General features: G+C 68.5%; 29 protein-coding genes. 19 read left to right on the top strand and 10 right to left on the bottom strand.

Features of this window, described 5'->3' with window-relative positions; genetic code table 11:
* Positions 1-87: 87 nt before the first annotated feature.
* The 4 genes from AC1DF3_RS03755 to AC1DF3_RS03740 form a co-directional block, all read right to left on the bottom strand.
* Positions 88-378, bottom strand: coding sequence for a type II toxin-antitoxin system TacA family antitoxin (locus tag AC1DF3_RS03755; protein WP_286535093.1), 291 nt, complete (start codon positions 376-378; stop codon positions 88-90).
* A 105-nt stretch (positions 379-483) separates the two neighbouring features.
* A complete protein-coding gene (locus AC1DF3_RS03750; protein WP_478138857.1) occupies positions 484-2754 on the bottom strand; it encodes a xanthine dehydrogenase family protein molybdopterin-binding subunit in 2271 nt (756 codons plus the stop codon).
* 17 nt (positions 2755-2771) lie between these two features.
* Positions 2772-3245 (bottom strand): (2Fe-2S)-binding protein, encoded by a 474-nt coding sequence (locus tag AC1DF3_RS03745; RefSeq protein ID WP_286535094.1) that lies wholly within the window; start codon positions 3243-3245, stop codon positions 2772-2774.
* A 76-nt stretch (positions 3246-3321) separates the two neighbouring features.
* On the bottom strand, positions 3322-3894 hold the full coding sequence (locus AC1DF3_RS03740) for a TetR/AcrR family transcriptional regulator (protein WP_286535095.1): 573 nt from the start codon (positions 3892-3894) through the stop codon (positions 3322-3324).
* Positions 3895-4025: 131 nt separating this feature from the next.
* On the opposite strand from AC1DF3_RS03740, the gene AC1DF3_RS03735 reads away from it, so the two are divergent.
* Complete coding sequence (locus AC1DF3_RS03735; protein ID WP_478138856.1) at positions 4026-4430, top strand: SRPBCC family protein; 405 nt, start codon at positions 4026-4028, stop codon at positions 4428-4430.
* Positions 4427-4999, top strand: a complete 573-nt coding sequence (locus AC1DF3_RS03730) for a GNAT family N-acetyltransferase (protein WP_478138855.1) — start codon at positions 4427-4429, stop codon at positions 4997-4999. The genes AC1DF3_RS03735 and AC1DF3_RS03730 overlap by 4 nt, the downstream gene beginning before the upstream one ends.
* Before the next feature lie 20 nt (positions 5000-5019).
* Here the strand turns inward: AC1DF3_RS03730 and AC1DF3_RS03725 are convergent, their stop codons facing one another.
* Together AC1DF3_RS03725 and AC1DF3_RS03720 are read right to left on the bottom strand one after the other, a co-directional pair.
* Positions 5020-5466, bottom strand: coding sequence for an SRPBCC family protein (locus AC1DF3_RS03725; RefSeq protein WP_478138854.1), 447 nt, complete (start codon positions 5464-5466; stop codon positions 5020-5022).
* A gap of 126 nt (positions 5467-5592) precedes the next feature.
* Entirely contained in the window at positions 5593-5844 is a 252-nt protein-coding gene (locus AC1DF3_RS03720) for a type II toxin-antitoxin system Phd/YefM family antitoxin (RefSeq protein WP_478138853.1), read from the bottom strand.
* Positions 5845-5997: 153 nt separating this feature from the next.
* On the opposite strand from AC1DF3_RS03720, the gene AC1DF3_RS03715 reads away from it, so the two are divergent.
* Complete coding sequence (locus AC1DF3_RS03715; RefSeq protein WP_286521755.1) at positions 5998-6762, top strand: SDR family oxidoreductase; 765 nt, start codon at positions 5998-6000, stop codon at positions 6760-6762.
* Between the two features lie 78 nt (positions 6763-6840).
* On the top strand, positions 6841-7746 hold the full coding sequence (locus tag AC1DF3_RS03710; protein WP_478138852.1) for a LysR family transcriptional regulator: 906 nt from the start codon (positions 6841-6843) through the stop codon (positions 7744-7746).
* Between the two features lie 18 nt (positions 7747-7764).
* Here AC1DF3_RS03710 and radA read toward each other — a convergent pair whose 3' ends face one another.
* Complete coding sequence (gene radA / locus AC1DF3_RS03705; protein ID WP_478138851.1) at positions 7765-9156, bottom strand: DNA repair protein RadA; 1392 nt, start codon at positions 9154-9156, stop codon at positions 7765-7767.
* 73 nt (positions 9157-9229) lie between these two features.
* Between radA and AC1DF3_RS03700 the strand changes: the two genes are divergently transcribed.
* Positions 9230-9625 carry an MAPEG family protein gene (locus AC1DF3_RS03700; protein WP_478138850.1) on the top strand — a complete coding sequence of 132 codons (396 nt, stop codon included), beginning with the start codon at positions 9230-9232 and terminating at the stop codon, positions 9623-9625.
* 22 nt (positions 9626-9647) lie between these two features.
* Here AC1DF3_RS03700 and AC1DF3_RS03695 read toward each other — a convergent pair whose 3' ends face one another.
* Entirely contained in the window at positions 9648-10886 is a 1239-nt protein-coding gene (locus AC1DF3_RS03695) for an MFS transporter (RefSeq protein ID WP_286535104.1), read from the bottom strand.
* Positions 10887-11070: 184 nt separating this feature from the next.
* Between AC1DF3_RS03695 and AC1DF3_RS03690 the strand changes: the two genes are divergently transcribed.
* A complete protein-coding gene (locus tag AC1DF3_RS03690) occupies positions 11071-11883 on the top strand; it encodes a class I SAM-dependent methyltransferase (RefSeq protein WP_478138849.1) in 813 nt (270 codons plus the stop codon).
* Between the two features lie 7 nt (positions 11884-11890).
* On the opposite strand, the gene AC1DF3_RS03685 is transcribed toward AC1DF3_RS03690, so the two are convergent.
* Positions 11891-12139, bottom strand: coding sequence for a hypothetical protein (locus tag AC1DF3_RS03685; RefSeq protein ID WP_286535106.1), 249 nt, complete (start codon positions 12137-12139; stop codon positions 11891-11893).
* A gap of 200 nt (positions 12140-12339) precedes the next feature.
* Between AC1DF3_RS03685 and hpaR the strand changes: the two genes are divergently transcribed.
* From hpaR to AC1DF3_RS03625, 12 genes are all read left to right on the top strand, one after another.
* Positions 12340-12774, top strand: a complete 435-nt coding sequence (gene hpaR / locus AC1DF3_RS03680; protein WP_478138922.1) for a homoprotocatechuate degradation operon regulator HpaR — start codon at positions 12340-12342, stop codon at positions 12772-12774.
* A gap of 79 nt (positions 12775-12853) precedes the next feature.
* Positions 12854-13477 carry a fumarylacetoacetate hydrolase family protein gene (locus AC1DF3_RS03675; protein ID WP_478138848.1) on the top strand — a complete coding sequence of 208 codons (624 nt, stop codon included), beginning with the start codon at positions 12854-12856 and terminating at the stop codon, positions 13475-13477.
* Entirely contained in the window at positions 13474-14226 is a 753-nt protein-coding gene (locus AC1DF3_RS03670) for a fumarylacetoacetate hydrolase family protein (RefSeq protein ID WP_286521744.1), read from the top strand. The genes AC1DF3_RS03675 and AC1DF3_RS03670 overlap by 4 nt, the downstream gene beginning before the upstream one ends.
* A gap of 23 nt (positions 14227-14249) precedes the next feature.
* Positions 14250-15227, top strand: a complete 978-nt coding sequence (locus AC1DF3_RS03665) for a Bug family tripartite tricarboxylate transporter substrate binding protein (protein ID WP_478138847.1) — start codon at positions 14250-14252, stop codon at positions 15225-15227.
* A 17-nt stretch (positions 15228-15244) separates the two neighbouring features.
* Positions 15245-16702, top strand: coding sequence for a 5-carboxymethyl-2-hydroxymuconate semialdehyde dehydrogenase (hpaE, locus tag AC1DF3_RS03660; RefSeq protein WP_478138846.1), 1458 nt, complete (start codon positions 15245-15247; stop codon positions 16700-16702).
* Positions 16703-16704: 2 nt separating this feature from the next.
* On the top strand, positions 16705-17628 hold the full coding sequence (gene hpaD / locus AC1DF3_RS03655; protein ID WP_478138845.1) for a 3,4-dihydroxyphenylacetate 2,3-dioxygenase: 924 nt from the start codon (positions 16705-16707) through the stop codon (positions 17626-17628).
* A 7-nt stretch (positions 17629-17635) separates the two neighbouring features.
* Positions 17636-18043, top strand: coding sequence for a 5-carboxymethyl-2-hydroxymuconate isomerase (locus tag AC1DF3_RS03650; protein WP_478138844.1), 408 nt, complete (start codon positions 17636-17638; stop codon positions 18041-18043).
* Between the two features lie 3 nt (positions 18044-18046).
* Positions 18047-18850: a 2-oxo-hept-4-ene-1,7-dioate hydratase gene (gene hpaH / locus AC1DF3_RS03645; RefSeq protein WP_286521739.1), complete on the top strand. Its 804-nt coding sequence runs from the start codon at positions 18047-18049 to the stop codon at positions 18848-18850.
* 13 nt (positions 18851-18863) lie between these two features.
* Complete coding sequence (locus AC1DF3_RS03640; protein ID WP_478138843.1) at positions 18864-19673, top strand: aldolase/citrate lyase family protein; 810 nt, start codon at positions 18864-18866, stop codon at positions 19671-19673.
* A 117-nt stretch (positions 19674-19790) separates the two neighbouring features.
* Entirely contained in the window at positions 19791-20789 is a 999-nt protein-coding gene (locus AC1DF3_RS03635; RefSeq protein ID WP_286535114.1) for a Bug family tripartite tricarboxylate transporter substrate binding protein, read from the top strand.
* A gap of 19 nt (positions 20790-20808) precedes the next feature.
* The gene (locus tag AC1DF3_RS03630; protein ID WP_478138842.1) at positions 20809-21600 is read left to right on the top strand and encodes a class II aldolase/adducin family protein; all 792 of its coding nucleotides are present in this window, start codon (positions 20809-20811) and stop codon (positions 21598-21600) included.
* A gap of 145 nt (positions 21601-21745) precedes the next feature.
* Positions 21746-22723 (top strand): 2-dehydropantoate 2-reductase, encoded by a 978-nt coding sequence (locus AC1DF3_RS03625; protein WP_478138841.1) that lies wholly within the window; start codon positions 21746-21748, stop codon positions 22721-22723.
* A gap of 54 nt (positions 22724-22777) precedes the next feature.
* On the opposite strand, the gene alr is transcribed toward AC1DF3_RS03625, so the two are convergent.
* Positions 22778-23866, bottom strand: coding sequence for an alanine racemase (gene alr / locus AC1DF3_RS03620; protein WP_286535117.1), 1089 nt, complete (start codon positions 23864-23866; stop codon positions 22778-22780).
* Positions 23867-24039: 173 nt separating this feature from the next.
* Between alr and lplT the strand changes: the two genes are divergently transcribed.
* Complete coding sequence (gene lplT, locus AC1DF3_RS03615) at positions 24040-25344, top strand: lysophospholipid transporter LplT (protein WP_478138840.1); 1305 nt, start codon at positions 24040-24042, stop codon at positions 25342-25344.
* Positions 25345-25353 lie beyond the last annotated feature (9 nt).

Here is a 25353-nt window from a genome sequence, read left to right as displayed (position 1 = left end):
GTTGCCAGGGATCTGCGCACAGGCCCGCTCACCGCGTGAGCGCATGGACCAATGGCCTCTGCTGCCTGGATCGCGCGCAGGCCTGCGTCATGCCGGGTCCCAAGGGGTCTTCGTTCGCATCGTCTTGCGCAGCCGCTCATTCGACTGGAGCGGCATGTCCAACCGCGCTAGGAACGCGGCATAGGCTTGCGGACTGGCGGCGACGAGAACCTGGTCGAGCAAGGTTTCCTCCGCGGCTGCACGGGCGGCGTCCAGCATGAAGTCGGTGCGGTTCTTGCCGCGTGCCCTGGCGGCCCGATCGATCAGGTCACGCTCCTCGGGCTTGATGCGGATGTTGAGAGTTTCTCGCTTGCTGGGCGCGGTGGGCGACGTGGGCATGTGCTTGCCTCCTGCAGTTCTGAGCAGCATTGTCACTACATTGGCTTCATCGCCACGCAAGCCTTGCGCTCCCGACAGCGCAAGGCTCACCTGTATGCCCCCCCCTCAAGCCAGCTTGAAAGGCAACTCCCGCACCGGCTTGCCCGTGATCGCCGCCACCGCATTCGCAAACGCCGGCGCCAGCGGCGGCAAGCCCGGCTCGCCCATCCCCGTAGGCGCATCCGCACTCGGCACCGTGAACACGGCGATCTGCGGCATGTCCGTCATCCGCGGCACCACGAAGTCGCCGAAGTTGCTCTGCTGCACCACGCCGTCCTTCAGTGTGATCGCCGCGCCCGGCAGGCACATCGACAGCGCCATCACCGCACCGCCCTGCACCTGCGCTTCCACGCTCTTCGGGTTGACCACCAGGTTGCAGTGCACGCCCGCCGTCACTTGGTGCAATGTGGGCGTGCCGTCCTTCACCGAGGCTTCGACCACATAGGCCACCACCGAGTCGAAAGACTCGTGCACCGCCACGCCCCACGCCCGGCCGGCTTCGAGCTTCTTCTTGCCGTAGCCGGACTTGTCGACCGCCAGTTGCAGCGCCGCCTTGTGGCGCGGATGCTTGTCGCCGATGAGCTTCATGCGGTAGGCGACCGGGTCCTGCCTGGTGGTGCGCGCGATCTCGTCGAGCAGCGTCTCCATGACGAAGGCCGTGTGGGTCGAGCCCACGCTGCGCCACCACAGCACCGGCACGTTGAGCTTGGGGTGGTGCACCGTGAGCCGCATCGGCAGCGCATACGGCTCCTTCATGCCCTCGACCGCGGTGGCGTCGATGCCGTCCTTGACCATCATCGGCTCGAACATGCTGCCCATCAGCAGCGACTGGCCGACGATGACGTGGTCCCAGCCCGTGACATTGCCCTGCGCGTCGAAGCCGATCTTGGCGGTGTGCAGGTGCATCGGGCGGTAGTAGCCGCCCTTGATGTCGTCCTCGCGGCTCCACAAGGTGCGGATCGGCGCCTTGATGCCCGCCGCCTGCGCAGCCTTGACCACGCCGCAGGCCTCGACCACGAAGTCGCTGGTCAAGAGGCCGCGACGGCCGAAGCCGCCGCCCGCCATCTGCACGTTGACCTTGACGTTCTCGGGCGGCACGCCCAGCACCTTGGCCGCCGCCATGCCGTCGATGCCCGGCATCTGCGTGCCGGTCCACACGACCGCCTTGCCGCCGACCAGGTGGACGGTGCAGTTGAGCGGCTCCATCGGCGCATGCGCCAAGTACGGGAAGACGAACTCGGCATCGATCTTGTGCGGCGCGCCGGCGATCTTCGAGACGTCGGCGTCGTACTTGCGCGCGCCGGGCTTGGTGGCGAGCTCGCGGTACTGCACCAGCTGCTTCTCGCTGTCGACCTTCTCGACGGCGCTCGCGTCCCATTCGATCTTGAGCGCGTCGCGGCCCTGCTTGGCGGGCCAGTAGCCATCGGCAACCACGGCCACGCCTTCGGCACCGCGATCGAGCGGCACGCGCAGCACGGCCTTGACGCCCTTGATCGCCTTCGCGGCGCTGTCGTCGACCGACTTGATCCTGGAGCCGAACACCGGCGGATGCGCCACCACGGCAGTCAGCATGCCGGGCAGTTTCATGTCGATGCCGTAGTCCTGGTGGCCGCTGGACTTGGCCTTGGCATCGAGCCGGCCGGTGGGCTTGCCGATGAGGCGGAAGTCCTTCGGGTCCTTGAGCTTGACCGTCTCGGGCACCGGCTGCTTCATCGCGGCTTCGGCCAGTTCGCCGTAGCCGAGCTTCTTGCCCAAGGGGCTGATGACGAAGCCGTCGCGCGTCTGCAGCGAGGAGGGGGCGAGCTTCCACTGGGCCGCCGCCGCGCCGACCAGCATGGCGCGCATGCGGGCGCCGAGTTCGCGGTACTGGGTGTACGAGTTCTTGATCGAGCCCGAGCCGCCCGTGATGTGCATGCCGAAGGCGGGGTCGACGTAGGCCGGGTCGTTGCTGCCGTGCACGCTCTTGACCTTCGACCAGTCGGCGTCGAGCTCTTCGGCCAGGATCATCGGCAGGCCGGTCTGCACGCCCTGGCCGAAGTCGAGCCGGTTGATGGTGATGGTGGTGGTGCCGTCGCGGTCGATGTGCACGAAGGCAGCCGGCTGTTGCAGCGGCTTCAGGCCTGCGGCCTTGGCGGGTGCCGCTGCGGCTGCGTTCTTGCCGTCTTCCTGCGCCAGCACGGCCGCCGGGAAGACGCCGAGCGCGAAGCCGCCCGCCGCCGTGAGCTTGAGGAAGCTGCGGCGCGGGAGGCCCTGGGGTTCGGCTTGTTCATCGTCGCGCGTGGTCATCAGCGCGCGAAGGTTGGCGGGCAACTCGAAGGTGGTCGGGTCGAAGTTCATGGTGATCCCCTTGTCCTTCAAGCCAATGCCTTGGCGGCGTCGGCCACCGCGGCGCGGATGCGGGCGTAAGTGCCGCAGCGGCAGATGTTGCCGGCCATCGCCGAATCGATGTCGGCATCGCTGGGCAGCTTGCCGGGCGCGATCGTCTTGAGGAAGGCCGTGGCCGACATGATCTGCCCGCTCTGACAGTAGCCGCACTGCGCCACGTCATGCTTGACCCAGGCGGCGCTCACGGCCTTGCCGACCTTGTCGCTGCCGTCGGTGACGGCCTCGATGGTGGTGATCTTCTGGCCCGCCGCGGCCGAGATCGGCGTGATGCACGAGCGGATCGCCTGGCCGTTGAGGTGCACCGTGCAGGCCCCGCACAGCGCCGCGCCGCAGCCGAACTTGGTGCCGGTCATGCCGAGCGTGTCACGCAAGGCCCAGAGGATGGGGGTGGAGGGGTCGGCGTCGACCTGCCGGTCCTTGCCGTTGATGCTGAGGGTGGTCATGGTGGGTTCTCTTCTTTTGGGTGAACAAAAATTCGGCTAAACAATAGACCTGTGGCTTCGGCGGGTCAAGGGGTTTTCAGGCTTTGATGCCGTCCCAGCAGAGGCCGAAGGCCATGGCCAGGTTGGCGTCGGTGCGCTGGAGGGCGCCCGAGCGAAGCAGGTTGGCGGTCTCGCGCACCGAGCCGCCGAAGCTGTTGATGAGCAGCACGGTGGGCACATCCTTCAGGATCTGCTGCGACTTGGCGGTCTCGATCAGGTCGATCCAGCCCTTGATGAGCCGGGCCGAGAGGTTGCGGCTCTCTTCGCTGAACCAGGGGGAGTTGTAGTACTGCTCGATGAAGACGACCTGCGCATAGTGCGTGAGTCGGTGGTCGAGCCAGTTCATCCACATGTGCTGGAAGCGGCTGCGAAACGGCGCCTTGGGGTCGTCGCCGTGCATGAGGCTGGCCGTGGTCGAGGTCTTGGCCTGCTCGTAGAGCGCGACCATCAGCTCTTCCTTCGACTTGAAGTAGACGTACAGCGTGCCCGTGGCCAGGCCCGCCTCGCGCGCGATGGCCGCCATGGTGAGGCCGCTCAGGCCGGTCTGCTCGACCAGCGTGAAGGTGGCCTCGGCGATGGCGCGGAGCTTTTCGTCGTCCTTGGGTTTCACGGGGGCGATCTTAGTACTTTCTGGCGCTTTGGCGAACGATTATTCGCTCAACGGGCAACAATGGGCGGTGCATCGCATCGCCAGTCAGGGCCACAATCGACGCCGAATTCGTCGAAAGGAACAGCATGGCGATGTCGAACGAAGCAGTGGTCGTCACCCAGGCCGTCGACGTCCCGGCCGACGTGGTCTACGCCTTCGCCCGCCAGATGGACAAGCTGCCGCTGTGGGCATCCGGCCTGGCCAAGGGCATCACGCAGCGCGATGGCGAATGGTTCGCAGACTCGCCGATGGGCGAGGTCAAGGTGGCGATGGCGCCCGCCAATGCCTTCGGCGTGCTCGACCACGACGTCACGCTGCCGAACGGGGTCAGCGTCCACAACGCGTTCCGGGTCACGCCCTGCGGCGACGGCAGCCTGCTGAGTTTCGTGGTCATTCGGCCGGCGGACGCCAGCCTGCAGAGCTTCGAGGCGGACGTCGCCCATGTGCGCCGGGACCTGGCGGCGTTGAAGCAGCTGGTCGAGCGGCAGCACCCATGACCACCCCGATCCGGATCACCACCCAGCGGCTGCAGCTTCGCGATTGGAAGGAATCCGATCGCGAGCCGTACGCCGAGATGAACGCGGATCCGATGGTCATGCGCTTCTTCGCTGGCCTGATGACCCGCGAGGCCAGCGATCGCGAGTTGGACGGCTGGCAGGTCGGCTTCGACGCCCGGGGCTGGGGCAACTGGGCGGTGGAGACGCGCGAGTCCCCGGGGTTCATAGGCTTCATCGGACTTTCGATCCCGCGCCGGGCCCTGCCCTTCATGCCGTGCGTGGAACTCGGCTACCGCCTGGCCCGGGCGCATTGGGGCAAGGGCTACGCCACCGAGGGCGCCAGGGCGGCGCTGCACGTGGCCTTCGAGCAGCTTCGGCTCGAAGAAATCGTGTCGTTCACGCCGCTGGTCAACCTGCCTTCGCGCGCGGTGATGGCGCGCGTCGGCATGACCACCAACCCCGACGAGGATTTCGACCACCCCAATCCGGCCTTGCCGGAGGGCGAGTTGAAGCGGATGTGCCTGTACCGGCTCGGCCGCGAGACCTGGCTGCGCAATCAGCCAGCTTGAGGCTGCCGGATGCCGGCGCTTCAATTCGGAATGTTCGGCTCGACCAATTGGGCCAGCGACACGAGCGACTCCTGCCAGCCCAGGTAGCACATCTCGACGGGAATCATCTCGGGGATGCCTTCCTGCACGATCGCCACGTCGGTGCCGCAGGACACGGCGGTGAGGGTCACGGTGGTCTTCATGGTGCCCGGCAGGTTGGGGTCGTCGAAGCTCGCGTCGTAGGCGATGCGCTGGCCGGGCACGAGTTCGAGGTACTTGCCGCCGAAGGAGTGGCTGTGGCCGCTGCTGAAGGTGGTGAAGGACATGCGCCAGGCGCCGCCGACCACGGGCTCCATGCTGTGGACTTCGCCGGTGAAGCCGAAGGGCGGCAGCCAGCGCTCGAATGCCTTGGGTTCGACGAAGGCGCGGTAGATCCGCTCGGGCGGGGCGCGCAGCACGCGGTGCAGACGGACGGTGTTGGTAGCCATGGTTGCGTTCTCCTGGATGTGAAGAGGATGACCCTCGATGGGTACGTCGGACGAGCCTGCGGAAAATCGACATGGCGCAGGACCCGGGGAAACCCGGAGGTTCGCACGCGTGCTTTGGCCCAGCCTTTAGAGGTCGGCGACGTCCACCGCGAGGGCGCGCGCCTTCTCGGCCAAGCGGCCCATCGCCTTGAGGTACAGATCCTGGTCCGCGAGCTCCTCGATCATCGCCTCGAAGAGGCGGGGTTCAACGGCGTAGAACGCGGCGCGATTGCGGTGGAGGACCGCCACAGGCCGGTGGTTCGACTCCCTCAGAACTGCAGCCGGGTTCTTCTTGAACGCGGACATGCTCACGGCGATGTCGGTGAGGATGACTTCCATGGCGGGCTCCCTGTTTGGCGCCATTCTCTCGGATAGCCCATCGTTCGGTTTTTCCGAAAGCCAGCATCGCCATTCGACGGCTACCCCAAACGACCCGCCAACCCCACACTTCGTACATCTCTTCAATCCACCTCGCCATTCAAAGGATCCACCATGAACCGCCTCGAAGGAAAAGTCGCCCTCATCACCGGCGCCAGCGCCGGCATCGGCCATGCCACCGCCAAGCTCTTCGCGGCCGAAGGCGCCAGGCTGGTCGTCGGCGCACGCCGCGCTGCCGAGCTCGACCAGCTGGTCGCCGAGATCCGCGCCGCCGGCGGACAGGCCGTCGCGCTCGCCGGCGACGTGCGCTCTGAAGACTACGCACGCGCCCTGGTCGCGCTGGCCGTTTCGACCTACGGCCGCCTCGACGTCGCCTTCAACAACGCCGGCACCCTGGGTGAAGGCGGTCCCAGCACCGGCGTCAGCGAAGCCGGCTGGACCGACACCCTGGCGATCAACCTGACCGGTGCCTTCCTGGGCGCCAAGCACCAGGTCGCGCAGATGCTGGAGAACGGCGGCGGCTCGGTGATCTTCACCTCGACCTTCGTCGGCCACAGCTTCGCCTTCCCCGGCGTGGCCGCCTATGCGGCGAGCAAGGCGGGCCTGATCGGCCTCACCCAGGCGCTGGCCGCCGAGTACGGCCCGCAAGGCGTTCGCGTCAATGCGATCCTGCCGGGCGCGGTCGACACCGACATGTACCGCACGATGAACGACACCAAGGAGTCGCAGTCCTTCATCACCAACCTGCACGCGCTCAAGCGCGTCGCGCGGCCCGAGGAGCTGGCGCGCTCGGTGCTGTACCTGGCCTCGGACGACTCTTCCTTCGTCACCGGCACCGCATCGCTGGTCGACGGCGGTGCCTCCATCACCCGCACCTGATGCAACGAGGGGCCCTTGGCGCGCCGCAGGCAAGAGAGACTAAAGTGCTTGCCGTGCGTGACAACAAGGACCCTGGGCATGGTGAAGCTGGATGGCATGGCCACCTTCGTGGCGGTCGCGGAGTCTGGGTCCATCAGTGAGGCATCGCGGCGACTGAACTTCTCCAAGTCGGTCGTCAGCGAGCGCCTGGCCGACCTTGAGAAAGAGCTCGGCGTCCGGCTGCTGCATCGCTCGACCCGCAAGCTCACGCTCACCGAAGACGGCGCCACTTTCCTGGCGCGGGCCTCGGCCATCATGCGCGAGATCGAGGAGGCCACAGCCGAGCTGGCGCAGCGGCGCGGCACGCTGGTCGGGCCCCTCCGGATTTCCGCGCCGGTCACCTTCGGGCGCATGCATCTCGGTCCGGCGCTCTATCCCTTCATCGCTGCCCATCCGGGTGTCGAGCTGACGCTCGAACTCGACGACCGGAGAGTCGATGCCGCATCGGACGGCTACGACGGCGTGGTCCGCAACGGGCCCCTCACCGATTCGCGCCTGGTGGCCTGGACGCTGGCCCGCAGCCGCCGCGCACTGGTCGCCTCGCCGGACTACCTGGTGCAGCACGGCCGGCCAGCGAGCGCCGAGGACCTGCAGCGACATCGCGGGGTCTTCTATACGAACCGCGGCGTGGCCGACTGGCAGTTCCGCCGCGATGGCGAGCTGGTGTCGGTGCGCGCCACGCGCGCCCTGCGCGTGAACAACGGCGACATGATGCGCGACGCCTGCGAGGCCGGCCTGGGCATCGCGCTGCTGCCCACCTTCATCGTCGGCGAGTCGCTTCGTGCCGGCTGGCTGGCGGCTATCGACATCGGGCTGCCTTCGGAAGAAGAGTTCCTGTATGTGGCGCATCCGGAAGGGCGCTCGCCCTCGGCCAAGCTGCGGGCGATGACGGATGCGCTCAAGGCGGCGTTCGGGGATCCGCCGTATTGGGATTCGCACGGCTGACGGCCGCCAGGGCGGCGCCTACTGCATCTCCCGCACGATATCCAGCGCCTCTTCGATCCGCTCCACCGCGTGGATCGTCAGGCCCTCGATCTCCTTCGTGCCCTTGCGCGGCGCATTGGCCTTGGGCACCACCGCCACGCTGAAACCCAGCTTGGCCGCCTCGCGCAGGCGCTCCTGGCCGCGCGGCGCCGGCCGCACCTCGCCGGCCAGGCCCACTTCGCCGAAGGCGATGAAGCCCTTGGGCAGCGGCTTGCCGCGCAGGCTGGACGTGATCGCGAGCATCACGGCCAGGTCGGCCGCCGGCTCGCTGATGCGAACCCCGCCGACCGCGTTGACGAACACGTCCTGGTCCATGCAGGCCACGCCCGCATGGCGGTGCAGCACCGCCAGCAGCATCGCCAGGCGGTCGCGGTCCAGGCCGACCGACAGCCGCCGCGGACTCGGGCCGCCGTTGTCGACCAGCGCCTGGATCTCGACCAGCATCGGCCGCGTGCCCTCCAAGGTGACCAGCACGACGCTGCCGGGCACCGGCTCGGCGTGCTGGCTCAGGAAGATCGCGCTCGGGTTGGCCACGCCCTTCAGGCCGCGCTCGGTCATCGCGAAGACGCCGATCTCGTTGACCGCGCCGAAGCGGTTCTTGATGGCGCGCACCAGCCGGAAGCTCGAATGCGTGTCGCCTTCGAAGTACAGCACCGTGTCGACCATGTGCTCGAGCACGCGCGGGCCGGCCAGCGCGCCCTCCTTCGTGACGTGGCCCACCAGCACGATGGCGGTGCCGCTGGCCTTGGCGAAGCGCGTGAGGTGCGCGGCGCATTCGCGCACCTGCGCCACCGAGCCCGGGGCCGAGGTGAGCTGGTCGGAGTAGACGGTCTGGATCGAGTCGATCACCGCGATCGCCGGGCGGTGCACGTCCAGCGTGGCGATGATCTTCTCCAGCTGGATCTCGGCCAGCACCTGCACCTGCGAATGGTCGAGGCCGAGCCGGCGCGAGCGCAGCGCCACCTGCGCGCCGCTCTCCTCGCCCGTGACGTAGAGCGCGTTGCGCCCGGCGTGCTGCAGCGCGTCGACCGCCTGCAGCAGCAGGGTCGACTTGCCGATGCCGGGGTCGCCGCCGATCAGGGTCACGCCGCCGTCGACGATGCCGCCGCCCAGCACGCGGTCGAGTTCGTCGATGCCGGTGGGCGTGCGGGCGATGTCGGTGGCCTCGATTTCCGAGAGCGTCGCCAGTTCGGCCGAGCCGGCCAGCGAGGAGAACTGGGTGCCGAAGCGGTTGTTGGCCGGCGCGCCCGGGGCGGGGCCGACCTGTTCGATCAATGTGTTCCAGGCGCCGCAGCTCGGGCATTTGCCGAGCCACTTGGGGCTGGTGCCGCCGCATTCGCTGCAGACGAAGAGGGTTTTTTCCTTGGCCATGGGGGGTGAGTGTAGGGATGCATGCGGGCCGCTCCGGGCAGACAATGCGGGCGGACTTGCAAGGAGCCCCGAGATGACCCCCACCCTGATGCTCGTGATCTACATGGCCATCCTGACCTGGCTCGCCCTGCTCGTGGCCAGCCTCATCCGGGTCAAGGGCTGGACCCCTTCGGGCACCCTGCTCGCGCTGGGCAACCGCGAGAACCTGCCCACGGCCACGCCCTTCGCGGGGCGCGCCGAGCGCGCGGCCCGCAACACGCTCGAGAACTTCGTGCTGTTCGCCGCCATCGCGCTGGTTGCGCATGCGGCCGGCGCGACCAGTCCGAAGGTGGCGACGGGCGCGCAGATCTTTTTCTGGGCGCGGGTGCTGTACCTGCCGGTCTACTGCGCCGGCATCACCTATCTGCGAACGGCGATCTGGGTGGTCAGCATCGTGGGGCTGGCGATGATGGTCCTGGGCATGCTTTGACCCGCAGCCGCCCGGCAGCGGCTCAGCCCTGCCTTCGCCGCCCGCCGCGGTCCCCGTGGCGCGGAATCCAGTAGCCCAGCGTCGCCGCCGCGGCCAGGGCCATCAGCCCGACCACCGCGATCCCCGAAGCCAGCGACAGGCTGGCGGCCAGGAAGGACAGCAGCGCTGGGCCGCACGATGACCCGATGTCGGACATCAGCCGCCACACGCCCAGGAAGTGCGCGCGCCCGTGGCGCGGCGAGTGGTCGGCGCCGACGGTCATGATGATCCCCGAGCCGATGCCGTTGCCGAAGCCGATGGCCAGCGCCGCGCACAGCAGCGTCAAGGTACCGGTGGTCAGGGGCATCAGCAGCATCGCCAGCCCCATGATCAGCATCGACGGCACCGCGACCCAGACCCGGCCCTTCAGGTCCATCACCTTGCCGGCCGGGTAGAACACCAGCATGTCGATGCCGCCGGCCAGCCCGTAGATCAGCGAGGCCACCGAGGGCGCCAGCGCCAGGTGGTCGGCCCACAACGGGATCACGGCCTGGCGCGATGCGCGCACGGCGCTGATCAGCACCACGCCGATGCCCAGGGTCAGGAAGACGTGCTTGTGATCGCGCAGGGTCGAGGCGATGGTCGGCGCGGCCGCCGGCGCATGCCCGGGCGGCAGCGGCGGCGCCTCGAGATCGGGAATGCGCGCACCGACGATCGCCGCCCCCATGGCGCCGACGATGCCGACGACATAGGCCGCCTGCAGGCCGAAGCCATGCACCGCGGCCGCCGCCAGGAAGGGGCCGATGAACATGCCGATGCGCATCACGCCACCCAGGGTCGACAGCGCGCGCGCACGGTAGGCGATGGGCACGGCCTCGGTCATGTAGCTCTGGCGCGCCAGGTTGTAGATTGCCTGCGACATGCCGACCATGAAGCAGCCGGCCCCGAACAGGACCAGGTGCGAGGTGCCGACGCACAGCGCCATGCCGAGCGCGCTCCAGACGCCAGCCGCGACGATGGCCCAGCGCTCGCCCCAGCGCATCGTGATGAACGAGGCCGGGATGTTGTTGAGCAGCGAGCCGATGCCGATCAGCGCGACCATCAGCGCCGCCATCGGGACGGAGGCGCCCAGGTCGCGCGCCGTGAGCGGCACGATCGGCAGGATGGCGCCCTCGCCGATGCCGAACAGCAGCGACGGCCCGAAGGCCGGGACGGCGATGCGGCGCAGGGAGAACGAGGACGACGACGGAGAGGCAGGCGAAACGGCGGACGGGGATGGCATGCGCGGAGGGGTTCGGGTGGGTGGCCGCGGCCCGCGCGGGCGGACAAAGGCGCGGCCATTGTCTCGCCGATGGCGGAAGTCTGCAGGGCCGGAGGCACTGCCGTGCCGGCCACGTTGACGTCGCGGTCCACGGCAACCTAGCATCGGCCAGCAACGCCCACGGCGGTGCGAAAGGGGACCGCCGATGACCTCCGCCTCATCCACCTTCGTCGCCAATGACGCCGATGCCTACGAAAAGCTCATGGGCCGCTGGAGCCGCCAGTTGGCACTGCCCTTCCTGGATTTCGTCGGCAGCGCCGATGGCGAGCGCGTGCTCGACGTCGGCTGCGGCACCGGGCACCTGGCCTTCGCGGTGACGCGCCGCACCGGGGCCGGCGAGGTGCGGGGCATCGACCTCGCCGAGCCCTACATCGCCCATGCCCGGCGCCACAACCAGGACCCGCGCATCGTCTTCGAGGTGGGCGACGCCTGCGCGCTGCCCTACCCGGACCGGCACTTCGACCGCGTGCTGTCGCTGCTGGTGCTGCACTTCGTTCCGGACACGGGCAAGGCGATCGCCGAGATGCGGCGGGTCGCCAAGCCGGGGGCGGTGGTCGGCGCGGCGGTGTGGGACGCGCGCGGCGGCTTCGTCTCGAACCGCATGTTCTTCGACACCGCGGCCGCGCTGGACCCGTCAGGAAGGGAGCGCCGCGCCAGCAGCTACACGCGGCCGATGACGCGGCCCGGCGAACTGGCCAAGGCATGGCGCGAGGCCGGGCTGAAATCGGTCGCCGAGACATCGCTCGCGATTCGCATGGAGTTCGCGTCCTTCGCGGATTACTGGACGCCCTTCGAAGGCAAGGACGGCCCGGTCGCCGAGTACTTGTCGACGCTGGACCCGGAGCAACGCGCCCGGCTGAGAGAGGCGGTCGAGTCGGCCTACCTCGACGGCGAGGCCGACGGGCCGCGCTCCTATGCGGCGCTGGCGTGGGCGGTCAAGGGACAGGCGCCAGCCTGAGGGCCGGTCAGCCCGCGTTCTTCAGCGATTGCTTGGCCTTGTCGGCCGAGGCCTTCGAACGGTTCTTGTGATAGCCCGACTTGACGTTGTTGACCGTCTTGCCGACCGGGCCGCTCTTCTCGGCTTCGCTGTCCGCGCGCTTCTCGTCGATCTTGTGCTTGGCCGCATCGGTGGCCTCCGAGGCAGCCTTGCCAACTTGGGCGCCAGCGGTCAGGACGGTGAGGGAGGCGGCGAGTGCGAACAGCATCTTCTTCATTGGATCTTCCGGGGTTGTGTGGTGAAGACCGATGGTTCCATGCGGCCGGCGCAGGGGCGCGTCAGCCGTTGCCTCGAACGGCTTCGCCTCGGGGGCTACGGCGCGTGTCAGGTTTTAGCGCGTGAGCCAAGGGTTTTCCCGAAGCCTCCACCGCTTGACCCAACTATTTAATATATTAAATAATCCACTCCGACATGGACATGCGCAGCACCGCCTTCTCCCACCGCAACCTGCCGCGCCTGCTGCTGCAGGCGCGCGAGGCCGTGATGGGCCACACGCGGCCGAGCCTGCGCGAGCACGCGCTGTCCGACCAGCAGTGGCGCGTGCTGCGGGTGCTGGGCGAGCATGGCGCGGTCGAGACCGGCCGGGTGGCGCGCGAGGCCTTCATCCTCGGGCCGAGCCTGACCGGCGTGCTGGCGCGCATGGAGCGCGACGGCCTCATCGCGCGCAGCCGCGACCCAGAAGACCAACGCCGCACCGTGGTCGAGGCCACGGCCCGCGGCCACCAGCTGGTGACGCAGCTCTCGACCAGCATCGAGGCGCACTACGCGTGGATGGAAGAAGCGATGGGCAAGGAGAAGCTGGCCCAGTTGTACGAGCTGCTCGACGAATTGATTGCATTGGAACAACCATGACCCCCACGTTCGGCACTTCGTGTCCTCTCTGCCCCCCAAGGGGGCGCGTTTCGCCTTGGGGCGGCCCGGCGGCGAAACCATGAGCTACCTACCATCCGGCACCGTCTACGGCGTGCTGCTGAACTTCCGCGCGGAGTTCGACGCACTCGCGCCGCTGATGAACCAGCCGCCCTACAAGGCGCCACCGAAGGCCCCAGTGCTCTACGTCAAGACCGCCAACACCTGGAGCCCGCACGGCAGTGCGATCACCGTGCCGGCGCAGGTCGATGCGGTCGAGGTCGGTGCCACGGTCGCGATGGTGATCGGCGTCGACAACGACGTCGAGGGCTTCGTGCTGATGAACGACCTGTCGATCCCGCATGCGAGCTTCTTCCGCCCGCCGGTCAAGTTCAAGTGCGTCGACGGCTTCCTCGGCATCGGCGCGGCGATGCGCGATGCGCAGGAGGTGGCCGACCCGGCGCAGTTCCGGCTCGAGGTGCGCATCAACGGCGAGCTGAAGCAGTCGATCGACTTCTCGCAGACGGTGCGCAGCGCCGAGCAGCTGCTGGCCGATGTCGGCGAGTTCATGACGCTCGCCCACGGCGAGGTGCTGATGCTCGGCTGCGACGCCGGCCGCCCGCTGGCACGCCCCGGCGACCGCATCGAGATCAGCGCGCCCGGCTTCGAGACCCTGGTCAACACCCTCGTGAAGGAGCAGGCATGAAGCACGCGCGCATCCTGTTCGAGAACGCGGTGCATGACGCCGTGGAAGACGGCGGCCGCCTGCGGCTGGCCGATGGCCGCCAGGTCGAGGCCGATGCGGTCTCGTGGCTGCCGCCGCTCAAGCCCGTGCCGCGCCCGCGCACCATCCTCGCGCTGGGCCTCAACTACGCCGACCACGCCAAGGAGCTGGAGTTCAAGGCGCCCGAGGAGCCGCTGGTCTTCGTCAAGGGAGAGAGCACGCTTACCGGCCACCGCCAGCTGACCTACCGGCCGTCGGAGGTGCAGTTCATGCACTACGAATGCGAGCTGGTGATCGTGGTCGGCAAGACCGCGAAGAAGGTCCGGCGCGACGACGCCTACGACTTCATCGGCGGCTACACGGTGGCCAACGACTACGCGATCCGCGACTACCTCGAGAACTGGTACCGCCCCAACCTGCGCGTGAAGAACCGCGACACCTGCACGCCGATCGGCCCCTGGCTGGTCGACGCCAAAGACGTGGCCGACCCCATGGCGCTGGCGCTCAGCACCACGGTCAACGGCAAGCTCACGCAGTCGGGCAACACGAAGGACATGATCTTCGACGCGCCCTTCCTGATCGAGTACTTCAGCGCCTTCATGACCCTGCAGCCCGGCGACCTGATCCTGACCGGCACGCCCGACGGCGTGGTCGATTGCCGCCCGGGCGACGTCATCGTGACCGAGATCGCGCAGATCGGCGCGCTGGTCAACACCATCGCCGCGGCCTGAGCGGCGCAGCAAACGGAGACAAGATGAAGAAGATGATCAAGCTCGCGACCGCGATGGTCGCGCTGGCCGCATCGGTGGTGGCGCTCGACGCACCGGCGCAAGGCTATCCGGCCAAGCCGGTGCGCTGGGTGGTCGGCTATCCGGCCGGCGGCGGCACCGACTTCCTGGCGCGCACCGCCGGCGCCCAGCTGTCGCAGCAGATCGGCCAGCCGGTGCTGGTCGACAACCGCCCCGGCGCCGCCGCCATCATCGCCTCCGAGAACGTGGCGCGCTCGCCCGGCGATGGCTACACCGTGTTCTCGGCCGACAACGGCGTGCTGGTCTACAACCCGGTGCTCTACAAGAAGCTGCCCTACGACAGCGAGAAGGACTTCGTCGCGCTCGGCATGATGGGGCGCTCGCCGCTCATCATCACGGCCGCGCCGGGCGCGGGCTTCGCCGACGCCAAGGCGCTGATCGCCGCGCTCAAGAAGGCGCCCGGCAAGTACAGCATCGCGACCCCTGGCGCGGGCAGCCCGCACCATCTCGCGCTCGAGCTGTTCCAGCGCGAGGCGGGCGTCTCGCTGCTGCACGTGCCCTACAAGGGCGGCGCCCCGGCGCTGCAGGATCTCATGGGCGGCCAGGTGCCGTTGATGATGCTCGACCTGCCGAGCGGCATCAGCGCCGTCAAGGCCGGCAAGGTGGTGCCGCTGCTCGCGATGTCGGGCGAGCGGGTGCCGCAGCTGCCGCAGGTGCCGACCGCGAAGGAACTCGGCTTCGCCGAGGTCGAGGCCTACACCTGGCAAGGCCTGGTGGCACCGGCTGCGACACCGAAGGACATCCAGCTGAAGCTCGGCACCGACCTGCTGAAGGCCATGAACGACCCCGCCGTGCGCCAGAAGCTGTTCGACGCCGGCTGGGAAGCCCGCCCCACCGACGCCGCCGACATGAACCGCTACGTGCAATCGGAGCGCAAGAAGTGGCAGGCGCTGATCGCTTCGCGCGAGATCCGAATCGACTGACCCTGAAAGACATCCCCATGCAGATCGACCACCTCATCAACGGCAAGCCGGTCGCCGGCCGCGACTATTTCCAGACCGTCAACCCGGCTACGCAAGAAGTGCTGGCCGAGGTCGCCTCGGGCGGCGAGGCCGAAGTGAACGCGGCCGTGGCCGCCGCCAAGGAGGCCTTCCCGAAGTGGGCCGGCCTGCCCGCTCCCGAGCGCGCCAAGCTGATCCGCAAGCTCGGCGACCTGGTCGCCAAGAACGTGCCCGAGATCGCGCAGACCGAGACCAACGACTGCGGCCAGGTCATCGCCCAGACCGGCAAGCAGCTGGTGCCGCGCGCGGCCGACAACTTCTATTACTTCGCCGAGATGTGCACCCGGGTCGACGGCCACACCTACCCGACGCCCACGCACCTGAACTACACGCTGTTCCATCCGGTCGGCGTGTGCGCGCTGATCTCGCCCTGGAACGTGCCCTTCATGACCGCCACCTGGAAGGTCGCGCCGTGCCTGGCCTTCGGCAACACCGCGGTGCTGAAGATGAGCGAGCTGTCGCCGCTGACCGCCGCGCGCCTGGGCGAGCTGGCGCTCGAGGCCGGCATCCCGGCCGGCGTGCTGAACCTGGTGCACGGCTACGGCAAGGAAGCCGGCGAGCCGCTGGTGGCGCACCCCGACGTGCGCGCGATCTCGTTCACCGGATCGACCGCCACCGGCAACCGCATCGTGAAGAGCGCGGGCCTGAAGAAGTTCAGCATGGAGCTGGGCGGCAAGAGCCCGTTCGTGATCTTCGACGACGCCGACCTCGACCGCGCGCTCGATGCCGCCATCTTCATGATCTTCAGCAACAACGGCGAGCGCTGCACCGCGGGCTCGCGCATCCTGGTGCAGCAGTCGATCTATGCCGACTTCGCGGCCAGGTTCGCCGAGCGGGCGAAGCGCATCACGGTCGGCGATCCGCTCGACGAGAAGACCATCGTCGGGCCGATGATCTCGCAGGCGCACCTGGCCAAGGTGCGCAGCTACATCGAGCTGGGCCCGAAGGAAGGCGCGACCCTGCTGTGCGGCGGCCTCGGCGCGCCGGAGCTTCCCGATCGCGTGAAGAAGGGCAACTACGTGCTGCCCACCGTCTTCGCCGATGTCGACAACCGCATGAAGATCGCCCAGGACGAGATCTTCGGGCCGGTCGCCTGCCTGATCCCGTTCAAGGACGAGGCGGATGCGATCCGGCTGGCCAACGACATCGCCTACGGCCTGTCGAGCTACGTGTGGACCGAGAACATCGGCAAGGCGCACCGGGTCGCCGCCGCGGTCGAGGCCGGCATGTGCTTCGTCAACAGCCAGAACGTGCGCGACCTGCGCCAGCCCTTCGGCGGCACCAAGGCCTCGGGCACCGGGCGCGAGGGCGGCACCTGGAGCTACGAAGTGTTCTGCGAGCCGAAGAACATCGCGGTCTCGCTTGGATCGCACCACATCCCCCATTGGGGCGTCTGACCATGGGCAAGCTCGCACTCGCCGCCAAGATCACGCACGTGCCCTCGCTGTACCTGAGCGAGCTCGACGGCCCGCGCAAGGGCAGCCGGCAGGCCGCCATCGACGGCCTGAAGGAAATCGGCCGCCGCTGCCGCGAACTGGGCGTGGACACCATCGTGGTGTTCGACACCCACTGGCTGGTCAACGCCAGCTACCACCTGAACTGCGCGCCGCATTTCAAGGGCGTCTACACCAGCAACGAGCTGCCGCACTTCATCAGCAACATGCCCTACGAGGTTCCGGGCAACCCGACGCTCGGCAAGCTGCTGGCGCAGGCCTGCAACCAATGGGGCGTGGAGACGCTGGCGCACGACGCCACCACGCTCGGGCCCGAATACGGCACGCTGGTCCCGATGCGCTACATGAACGAGGACCTGCACTTCAAGGCGATCTGCGTCTCGGCGCTGTGCACCAGCCACTACCTGAACGACAGCGCCCGCCTGGGCTGGGCCATGCGGCGCGCGGTGGAGGACCACTACGACGGCACGGTCGCCTTCTTCGCCAGCGGATCGATGTCGCACCGCTTCGCGCAGAACGGGCTGGCGCCGCAGTTCGCCGACCGCATCTGGAGCCCGCTGCTCGAACGCATGGACCACGACGTGGTGCGGATGTGGGAGAACGGCGAATGGAATGACTTCTGCAGCATGCTGCCCGAGTACGCCGTCAAGGGCCATGGCGAGGGCTTCATGCACGACACGGCGATGGTGCTCGGCGCCCTGGGCTGGTCGGCCTACGACGGCAAGGCGGAGGTCGTGACGCCCTACTTCGGCTCCTCGGGCACCGGCCAGATCAACGTGGTGCTACCGGTCACGCCGCAGGACGGCCGCGCCATTCCTAAGGCCCAGGCGTCCAGCGCCGAGGGCTTCCAGGCCGTCTCTCGCCTCTGAGGCCTCCATGCCGCACCTGGTCATTCTCTACACCCCCAACATCGAGCGCGAGACCGACATGTCGGCGCTCTGCCGCGCGCTCGCCGACTGCATGCTCGAACAGCGCGACGACGAGGGCCGGCAGGTCTATCCGACCGGCGGCACCCGCGTGCTGGCCTATCCGGCGGCGCACCACGCGGTGGCCGATGGCAAGGCCGACTACGCCTTCGTCTACCTCAACCTGCGGATGGGCGCGGGCCGAAGCGCCGCGGTACACAAGCGCGTCGGCGACGCCCTTCTGGGCGCGACGAAGGCGCACTTCGCGCCGGTCTTCGACCAACGCCACATCGGCATCACGCTGCAGATCGACGAGAGCCCCGGCCAGGTCTACGACGGCAAGCACAGCAACCTGCATCCCCTCTTCAACAAGTCCTGAACCATGCTCGCACCCGAACTCATCCGGCAACTGGCCGCCGAACTCCACGAAAGCGAGAAGACGCGCGTGCAGGTCGAGCATTTCTCGAAGCGCCATCCGGAGATGACGATCGAGGACGGCTACGCGATCTCGCGCGAATGGGTCAAGGCCAAGATCGCCGAGGGCCGCACCGTCAAGGGCCACAAGATCGGCCTGACCTCGCGCGCCATGCAGCTGTCGAGCCAGATCGACGAGCCCGACTACGGCACGCTGCTCGACGACATGTTCTTCGAGCAGGGCGGCGACATCCCGTTCTCGCGCTTCATCGCGCCGCGGGTCGAGGTCGAGCTGGCCTTCAAGCTCGGCAAGCGGCTCAAGGGGCCGAACGTAACGATCTTCGACGTGCTGGACGCCACCGACTACGTGGTGCCGGCGATCGAGATCATCGATGCGCGCATCGAGCAGTTCGATCGCCACACCAAGCAGATGCGCAAGGTGTTCGACACCATCGCCGACAACGCGGCCAACGCCGGCATCGTGACCGGCGGGCGGCCGGTGAAGCCGGACGCGGTCGACCTGCGCTGGGTCAGCGCGCTGCTCTACAAGAACGGCGTCATCGAAGAGTCCGGGGTCGCGGCCGCGGTGCTGAACCATCCCGCCACCGGCGTCGCCTGGCTCGCCAACAAGCTGGCGCCCTGGGACGAATGCCTGGAGGCCGGCGAGATCGTGCTCGGCGGCTCGTTCACGCGGCCGACCACCGCGCTGCCGGGCGATACATTCCATGCGGACTACGGCCCCCTGGGCGCGATCTCCTTCCGCTTCGTCTGAAAGTCACGAAACCATGACCACACCCACCAACCCCTTCAAGCAAGCCCTGGCCGACAAGCGCGCCCAGATCGGCCTCTGGCTCGGCCTGGCCGATGCCTACAGCGCCGAGATCTGCGCCGGCGCCGGCTTCGACTGGCTGCTGATCGACGGCGAGCATTCGCCCAACGGGCTGGCCAGCATCCTGCAGCAGGCACAGGCGATCGCCGGCTATCCGGGCGTCAACGCGATCGCCCGCGTGCCGCTGGGTCATGGCGACGCGGGTGCGGCGCTGATCAAGCAGTACCTCGACCTCGGCCTGCAGACCCTGCTGGTGCCGATGGTCGACACGCCCGAGCAGGCGCGCGCGATCGTGCGCGCGATGCGCTACCCGCCCGAGGGCATCCGCGGCATGGGCGGCGCGCGCGCCTCGCGCTGGGGCCGCTATCCCGCCTATGCCAAGGAAGCCAACGACCGTGTCTGCCTGCTGGTGCAGGCCGAGTCGCGCGAGGCGCTGGCCAACCTGGAAGCCATCGCGGCGATCGACGGCGTCGACGGCGTCTTCATCGGACCGGCCGACCTGTCGGCCTCGATGGGCCACGTGGGCGACTCCGACCACCCCGAGGTGCAGGCCGCGATCGAGGACGCGATCGCCCGCATCCAGCGCGCCGGCAAGGCCGCGGGCATCCTCACGCCCAACGAGACGCTGGCGCGCAAGTACCTGGCGCTGGGCGCGACCTTCGTCGCCGTCGGGCTGGACACCAACCTGCTGGTGCGCAGCACCAGCGCGCTGGCGGCGAGCTTCAAGAACACGGCCAGGCCGGCAGCCAGCGGCGGCACCTACTGATCCCCGGCGTGATGACTTCAGTACTCGATACGTGAGGTAAACGCGGGTGTGCGGCGCACCGAGTTGCGGGAAAAATACGCCCTTTCCAACGCATCGACCACCCGAGGAGACATCTCAATGACCATCACCCGCCGCCACCTGCTGCAGACCACCAGCGCCTCCGCGCTGCTGGCCAGCCTGGGCCAGAGCGTCTTTGCCCAGTCGCAGGGCTTTCCCTTCGAGACGGCGCGCCTGATCACCGGCTTCGCGGCCGGCGGCACCTCCGACACCACTTGCCGGCGTGTCGCGACCCGGCTGCAGCCCGACTACGGAAAGGCCGTGGTGGTCGAGAACCGCACCGGCGCGGGCGGCCAGATCGCGGTCACCTATGTCAAGAGCCAGCCGGCCGACGGCGCCACGATCCTGCAGACGCCGACCTCGATCCTCACGATCTATCCGCACATCTACAAGAAGCTGCCGTACGACCCGCTGGTCGACCTGTCGCCGGTGACGATCGCCTGCGTGTTCGACTTCGGCTTCGCGGTCGGGCCGGCGGTGCCGCTCACGATCAAGACCGTGCCGGAGTTCCTGGCCTGGGCCAAGACCCATCCCGAAGGCGCCAACTTCGGCTCGCCGGCCGCCGGCTCGACGCCCCACTTCATCGGCGCGCTGCTGGGCAAGAGCGCGGGCGTCGAGCTCAAGCACGCGGCCTACCGCGGCACCCAGCCGGCGATGCTCGACTTGCTGGGCGGCAACATCGCGGCGGTGTCGGGCCCGATCGGCGACATCACGCAGCACCTGCCCACAGGCAAGGTGCGCATCCTCGGCGTCTCGGGCGCCAAGCGCAGCCGCTTCGCGCCCGACGTGCCGACCTTCGAGGAGCAGGGCATCAAGGACATGACGCACAGCGAATGGTTCGCCTTCCTGCTGCCGGCCAAGGCCTCGCCCGAAGTGGTGGCGCGCGCCAATGCCGCCTTCAAGCAGGCGCTGGCCCAGAAGGACGTGATCGACGGCCTGGCGGGCTTCGGCCTGGAGGCGATGTCCTCGACGCCGGGCGAACTCACGGAGCTGATCAAGAAAGACACGGCCAAGTGGGCCCCCATCGTGAAACAGGTCGGCTTCACCGCAGAGGGCTGACCATGAAAAGGAACTGCAGATGAACACACTCGCCACCCCGTCGCCTTCGGCGCTGGTGCATCCCGCCCTCCACCCCGACGAGCGCGCCGCCCGGCTGCAGCTTGCCGCCTGCTACCGCGTGTTCGCGATGCTGGGCTGGACCGAGATGATCTACAACCACATCACGGTGCGGCTGCCCGACAGCGTGACCGGTGGCGAGAAGCAGTTCCTGATCAATCCCTTCGGCCTGCACTACAGCGAGGTCACGGCCAGCAACCTGGTCAAGATCGACCTGGAGGGCCGGGTGCTCGACGGCTCCACCCATGCGGTGAACCCGGCCGGCTTCACGGTGCATGCCGCGATCCACGACGGCCTGCCCGACGCGCATTGCGTGATGCACGTGCACACCACCGCGGGCGTGGCGGTGGCCTGCCTGCAGGGGGGGCTGCAGCAGACCAACTTCTATACCGCGCAATTGCACGGCATGGTCGCGTACCACGAGTTCGAGGGCATCACGATCCATGCCGACGAAGGTCCGCGGCTGCTGAAGAGCATCGGCGAGCGCAAGGCCGTGATCCTGCGCAACCACGGCTTGCTGGCCTGGGGCGAGACGCTGCCCCAGACCTTCGCGATCCTCTGGACCTTGCAGCGTGCCTGCGAGATCCAGCTGGCGACCTTGTCGATGGGCGCGCCGATCCCGGTCTCCGAGGCCATCGCCGAGCGCTGCACGCGCGACGCACTGCAGTTCAATCCGGCGCACGGCGCCGGCCAGGATGTGTTCGACGCCCTGGTGCGCCAGGTCGACCGCATCGACGACAGCTACAAGCTATAGAGCTCCCCCCCCAGGTTGGCTCACTTCGTGTAGCCGCCCACCCCCTGCCGGGGGCAACACCAGCGGCCCGGCAAAGCCGGTTCCGCGGTGTTCCTGGAAGGGGCCAGGGCGAGCCTCAAGCCAAGAGCAAAGGAATCTTCCGAAAATGAAAATTTGCATCTACGGCGCCGGCGCCATCGGCGGCTGGATCGGCGCCAAGCTCGCGCGGGCCGGATCGGCGATCAACGTGGTGGCGCGCGGCGCCACGCTGGACGCCCTGAAGCGCGACGGGCTCACGCTGGCCAGCGGCGACTCGCGCGTGAGCGTGCCGGTCAACGCCAGCGACGACCCTTCGGCGCTCGGCGTCCAGGACCTGGTCATCGTCGCCGTGAAGGCGCCCTCGCTGCCGGCCGTGGCGCAGCGGATCGCGCCGCTGCTGGGCCCCGGCACCATCGTGCTGACGGCCATGAACGGCGTTCCGTGGTGGTTCCTGCAGGGCGGCTTCGGCGGCCCGCTGGCCGGTGCGCAGCTCGAGGCGGTCGACCCGGGCGGCAAGATCGATGCGGCGATTCCCGCCCGGCACGTGATCGGCTGCGTGGTGCACGCCAGCTGCGCGCTCGACGCGCCGGGCGTGGTGCGGCATCACTTCGGCAACGGCCTGATCATCGGCGAGCCCTCGGGCGAGGCGACCCCGCGGGCCAGGGCGCTGCTGGACCTGCTGGCCGGCGCGGGCCTCGATGCCAAGCTCTCGCCGCAGATCCAGAAGGACGTCTGGTACAAGCTCTGGGGCAACATGACGGTCAACCCGATCAGCCTGCTGACCGGCGCCACCACCGACCTGATCCTGGGCGACGACCTGGTGCGCGGCTTCATCTCGACCATCATGCTGGAGGCCAAGGAAGTCGGCGCCCGGATCGGCGTGCCGATCGCCGACACGCCGGAGGATCGCCACGCGGTCACGCGCAAGCTCGGCGCCTTCAAGACCTCGATGCTGCAGGACGTGGAGGCCGGTCGCGCGGTCGAGCTCGACGCGCTGGTGTCCTCGGTGCGCGAACTCGGCGAACGCGCCGGCGTGGCGACGCCGTTCACCGATGCGCTGCTGGGGCTGGCGCGGCTGCGGGCTCGGCAGCTCGGGTTGTACTGAGCGGCCTCGGCGCCCCATGTTGCGGCGCACCAATCGGCCCGCCGGCGCGGATCTTCAATCCAGGACGACGGGTACGCGCGGCGCGACGGCGCACATGAGCTCGTAGCCGACGGTGCCGCCGGCCCGCGCCACCTCGTCGATCGGCAGCACTGCGCCTGCCGACGAGCGGCCCCACAGCGTGACCTCGGAGCCGAAACCGGCGTCGGGCACCGGCGTCAGGTCGACCGTGATCATGTCCATGCTGACCCGCCCGACCATGCGCGTGCGCACGCCGTCGACCAGCACCGGCGTGCCCGTGCTGCAGTGCCGCGGATAGCCATCGGCATAGCCGACCGCGGCGACGCCGATGCGCAGCGGGCCCTCGGCGCGGAAGCTGGAGCCGTAGCCGATGGTGTCGCCGGCCTGGAGCGTCTGCACGGCGATCAGCCGGGTGGCGAGCGTCATGGCCGGCTGCAGCTGCCAGTGGGCCGCGTCGTGCTCGGGGAAATCGGGCGCGCTGCCGTACAGCACGATGCCGGGGCGCACCCAGTCGGCCCGGGTCTGGGCCGGGTGGCGCAAGGTCGCGGCGCTGTTGGCCACCGTGCGCTCGCCGGGCAGGTCCTGGGCGGCACGGTCGAAGACCTCGATCTGGTGGGCGATGCCGCGCTCGCCGTCGGCGTCGCTGAAGTGCGTCATCAGCGAGATTTCATCGACCTGGGGCAGGGCATTGAGCCGCGTCCAGGCCGAACGGAAGCGCTCGGGCGTGAAGCCCAGGCGGTTCATGCCGGAGTTCATCTTGAGAAAGACGCGCTGCGGCACCTGGGTCTTGTGGGCGGCCAGCATGTCGATCTGGGCGTCGCAGTGGACCGTGTGCCAGAGGTCGAGGCGGGAGCACAGCTCGAGGTCGCGCGGCTCGAAGACACCCTCGAGCAGCAGGATCGGCCCGCGCCAGCCCAGGGCGCGCACCCGCTCGGCCTCCGCCAGGTCGAGCAGCGCAAAGCCGTCGGCCGCGCGGAAGGCGTCGAAAACCCGCTCGATCCCGTGCCCGTAGGCGTTCGCCTTGACCACCGCCCAGACCCGGGAATCGAGTGCGGAACGGCGGGCCCGGTCGAGGTTGTGGCGCAGGGCGGCGGCATGGACAGTGGCAAGGATCGGACGCGGCACTTCAAAAACCCGGTGAAAAGCTGAAAACACTCACACAACAAAGCCCGGCGTTGAGGCCGGAAAGCGCCATTCTGACATCGCGCACCCCATGCTATAACCGCGCACCCGCCTCTGATGCGGGCCCTTTTCTTCACTACCGCCAGCCCTCCCCCATCTGGCCAGCCAGCTCATCGATGAAGCGCGGTTTCTACACCATCATGTCGGCCCAGTTCTTTTCGTCACTGGCCGACAACGCGCTTTTCGTTGCTGCTGTGGAGCTGATGCGAACCAGCGGCGCGCCGGAGTGGCAGCGCGCCGCGCTGGTGCCGATCTTCACCGTCTTCTACGTGGCGCTGGCGCCGCTGGTCGGCGCCTTCGCCGACGCCTTGCCCAAGGGCAAGGTGATGTTCATCAGCAATGCGATCAAGGTGGTCGGCTGCGTGATGATGCTGTTCGGCTCGCATCCGCTGATGGCCTACGCCATCGTCGGGCTCGGCGCCGCGGCCTATTCCCCGGCCAAGTACGGCATCCTGACCGAACTGCTGCCGGCCTCCCAGCTGGTCAAGGCCAACGGCTGGATCGAGGGGCTGACCATCGCCTCGATCATCCTGGGCATCGTGCTCGGCGGGCAGCTGGTCGGGCATGCGCTCTCCAGCCACCTGCTGGCGCTCGACTTTCCGTTCATCGACACCGGCGTCAACACCGCGCCCGAGGCCGCGATCTCGGCGCTGATCCTGGTCTACATGGTTGCCGCCTGGTTCAACACCCGCATCCCGCTGACCGGCGTCGAGATGCGGCCGCTGCGCTCCAACCCGCAGCACGGCATCGTGCGCAACGTGTTCGCCCTGCTGCCCGACTTCTGGCAATGCAACTCGCGCCTGTGGCGCGACAAGCTGGGCCAGATCTCGCTCGCCACCACCACCCTGTTCTGGGGCGCCGGCGGCAACCTCAAGTACATCGTGCTGGCCTGGGCCTCGCTGGCGCTGGGCTACAACACGGCGCAGGCCTCGTCGCTGACCGGCGTCGTGGCGATCGGCACCGCGGTCGGCGCGATCGTGGCCTCGATGAAGATGCGGCTGGACATGGCCACGCGGGTGATCCCGATGGGCATCGGCATGGGCCTGCTGGTGATCGGCATGAACTTCATCGGCAGCATCTGGCTCGCCGTGCCCTTCCTGATCCTGCTCGGCGGCCTGGGCGGCTTCCTGGTGGTGCCGATGAACGCGCTGCTGCAGCACCGCGGCCACAACTTGATGGGCGCCGGCCGCTCGATCGCGGTGCAGAACTTCAACGAGCAATCGTGCATCCTGGTGCTGGGCGCGTTCTACAGCGCATGCACCGGCATCGGCCTGTCGGCCTACTCGGCCATCACCGCCTTCGGCGTCGTGGTGGCCGGCTTCATGTGGCTCATCAAGCGCTGGCACCAGCACAACCTGAAGCGCCATCCGGAAGAGGTCGAGCATCTGCTCGCCATCGCGCGCAGCGACAAGCACCACTGACCGGTTTCC

The sequence above is a fragment of the Variovorax sp. 10N432 genome (assembly GCF_056394465.1).
The sequence above is the reverse complement of the archived record's forward strand: the minus strand, read 5'-3'. Positions and strand labels throughout refer to the sequence as shown.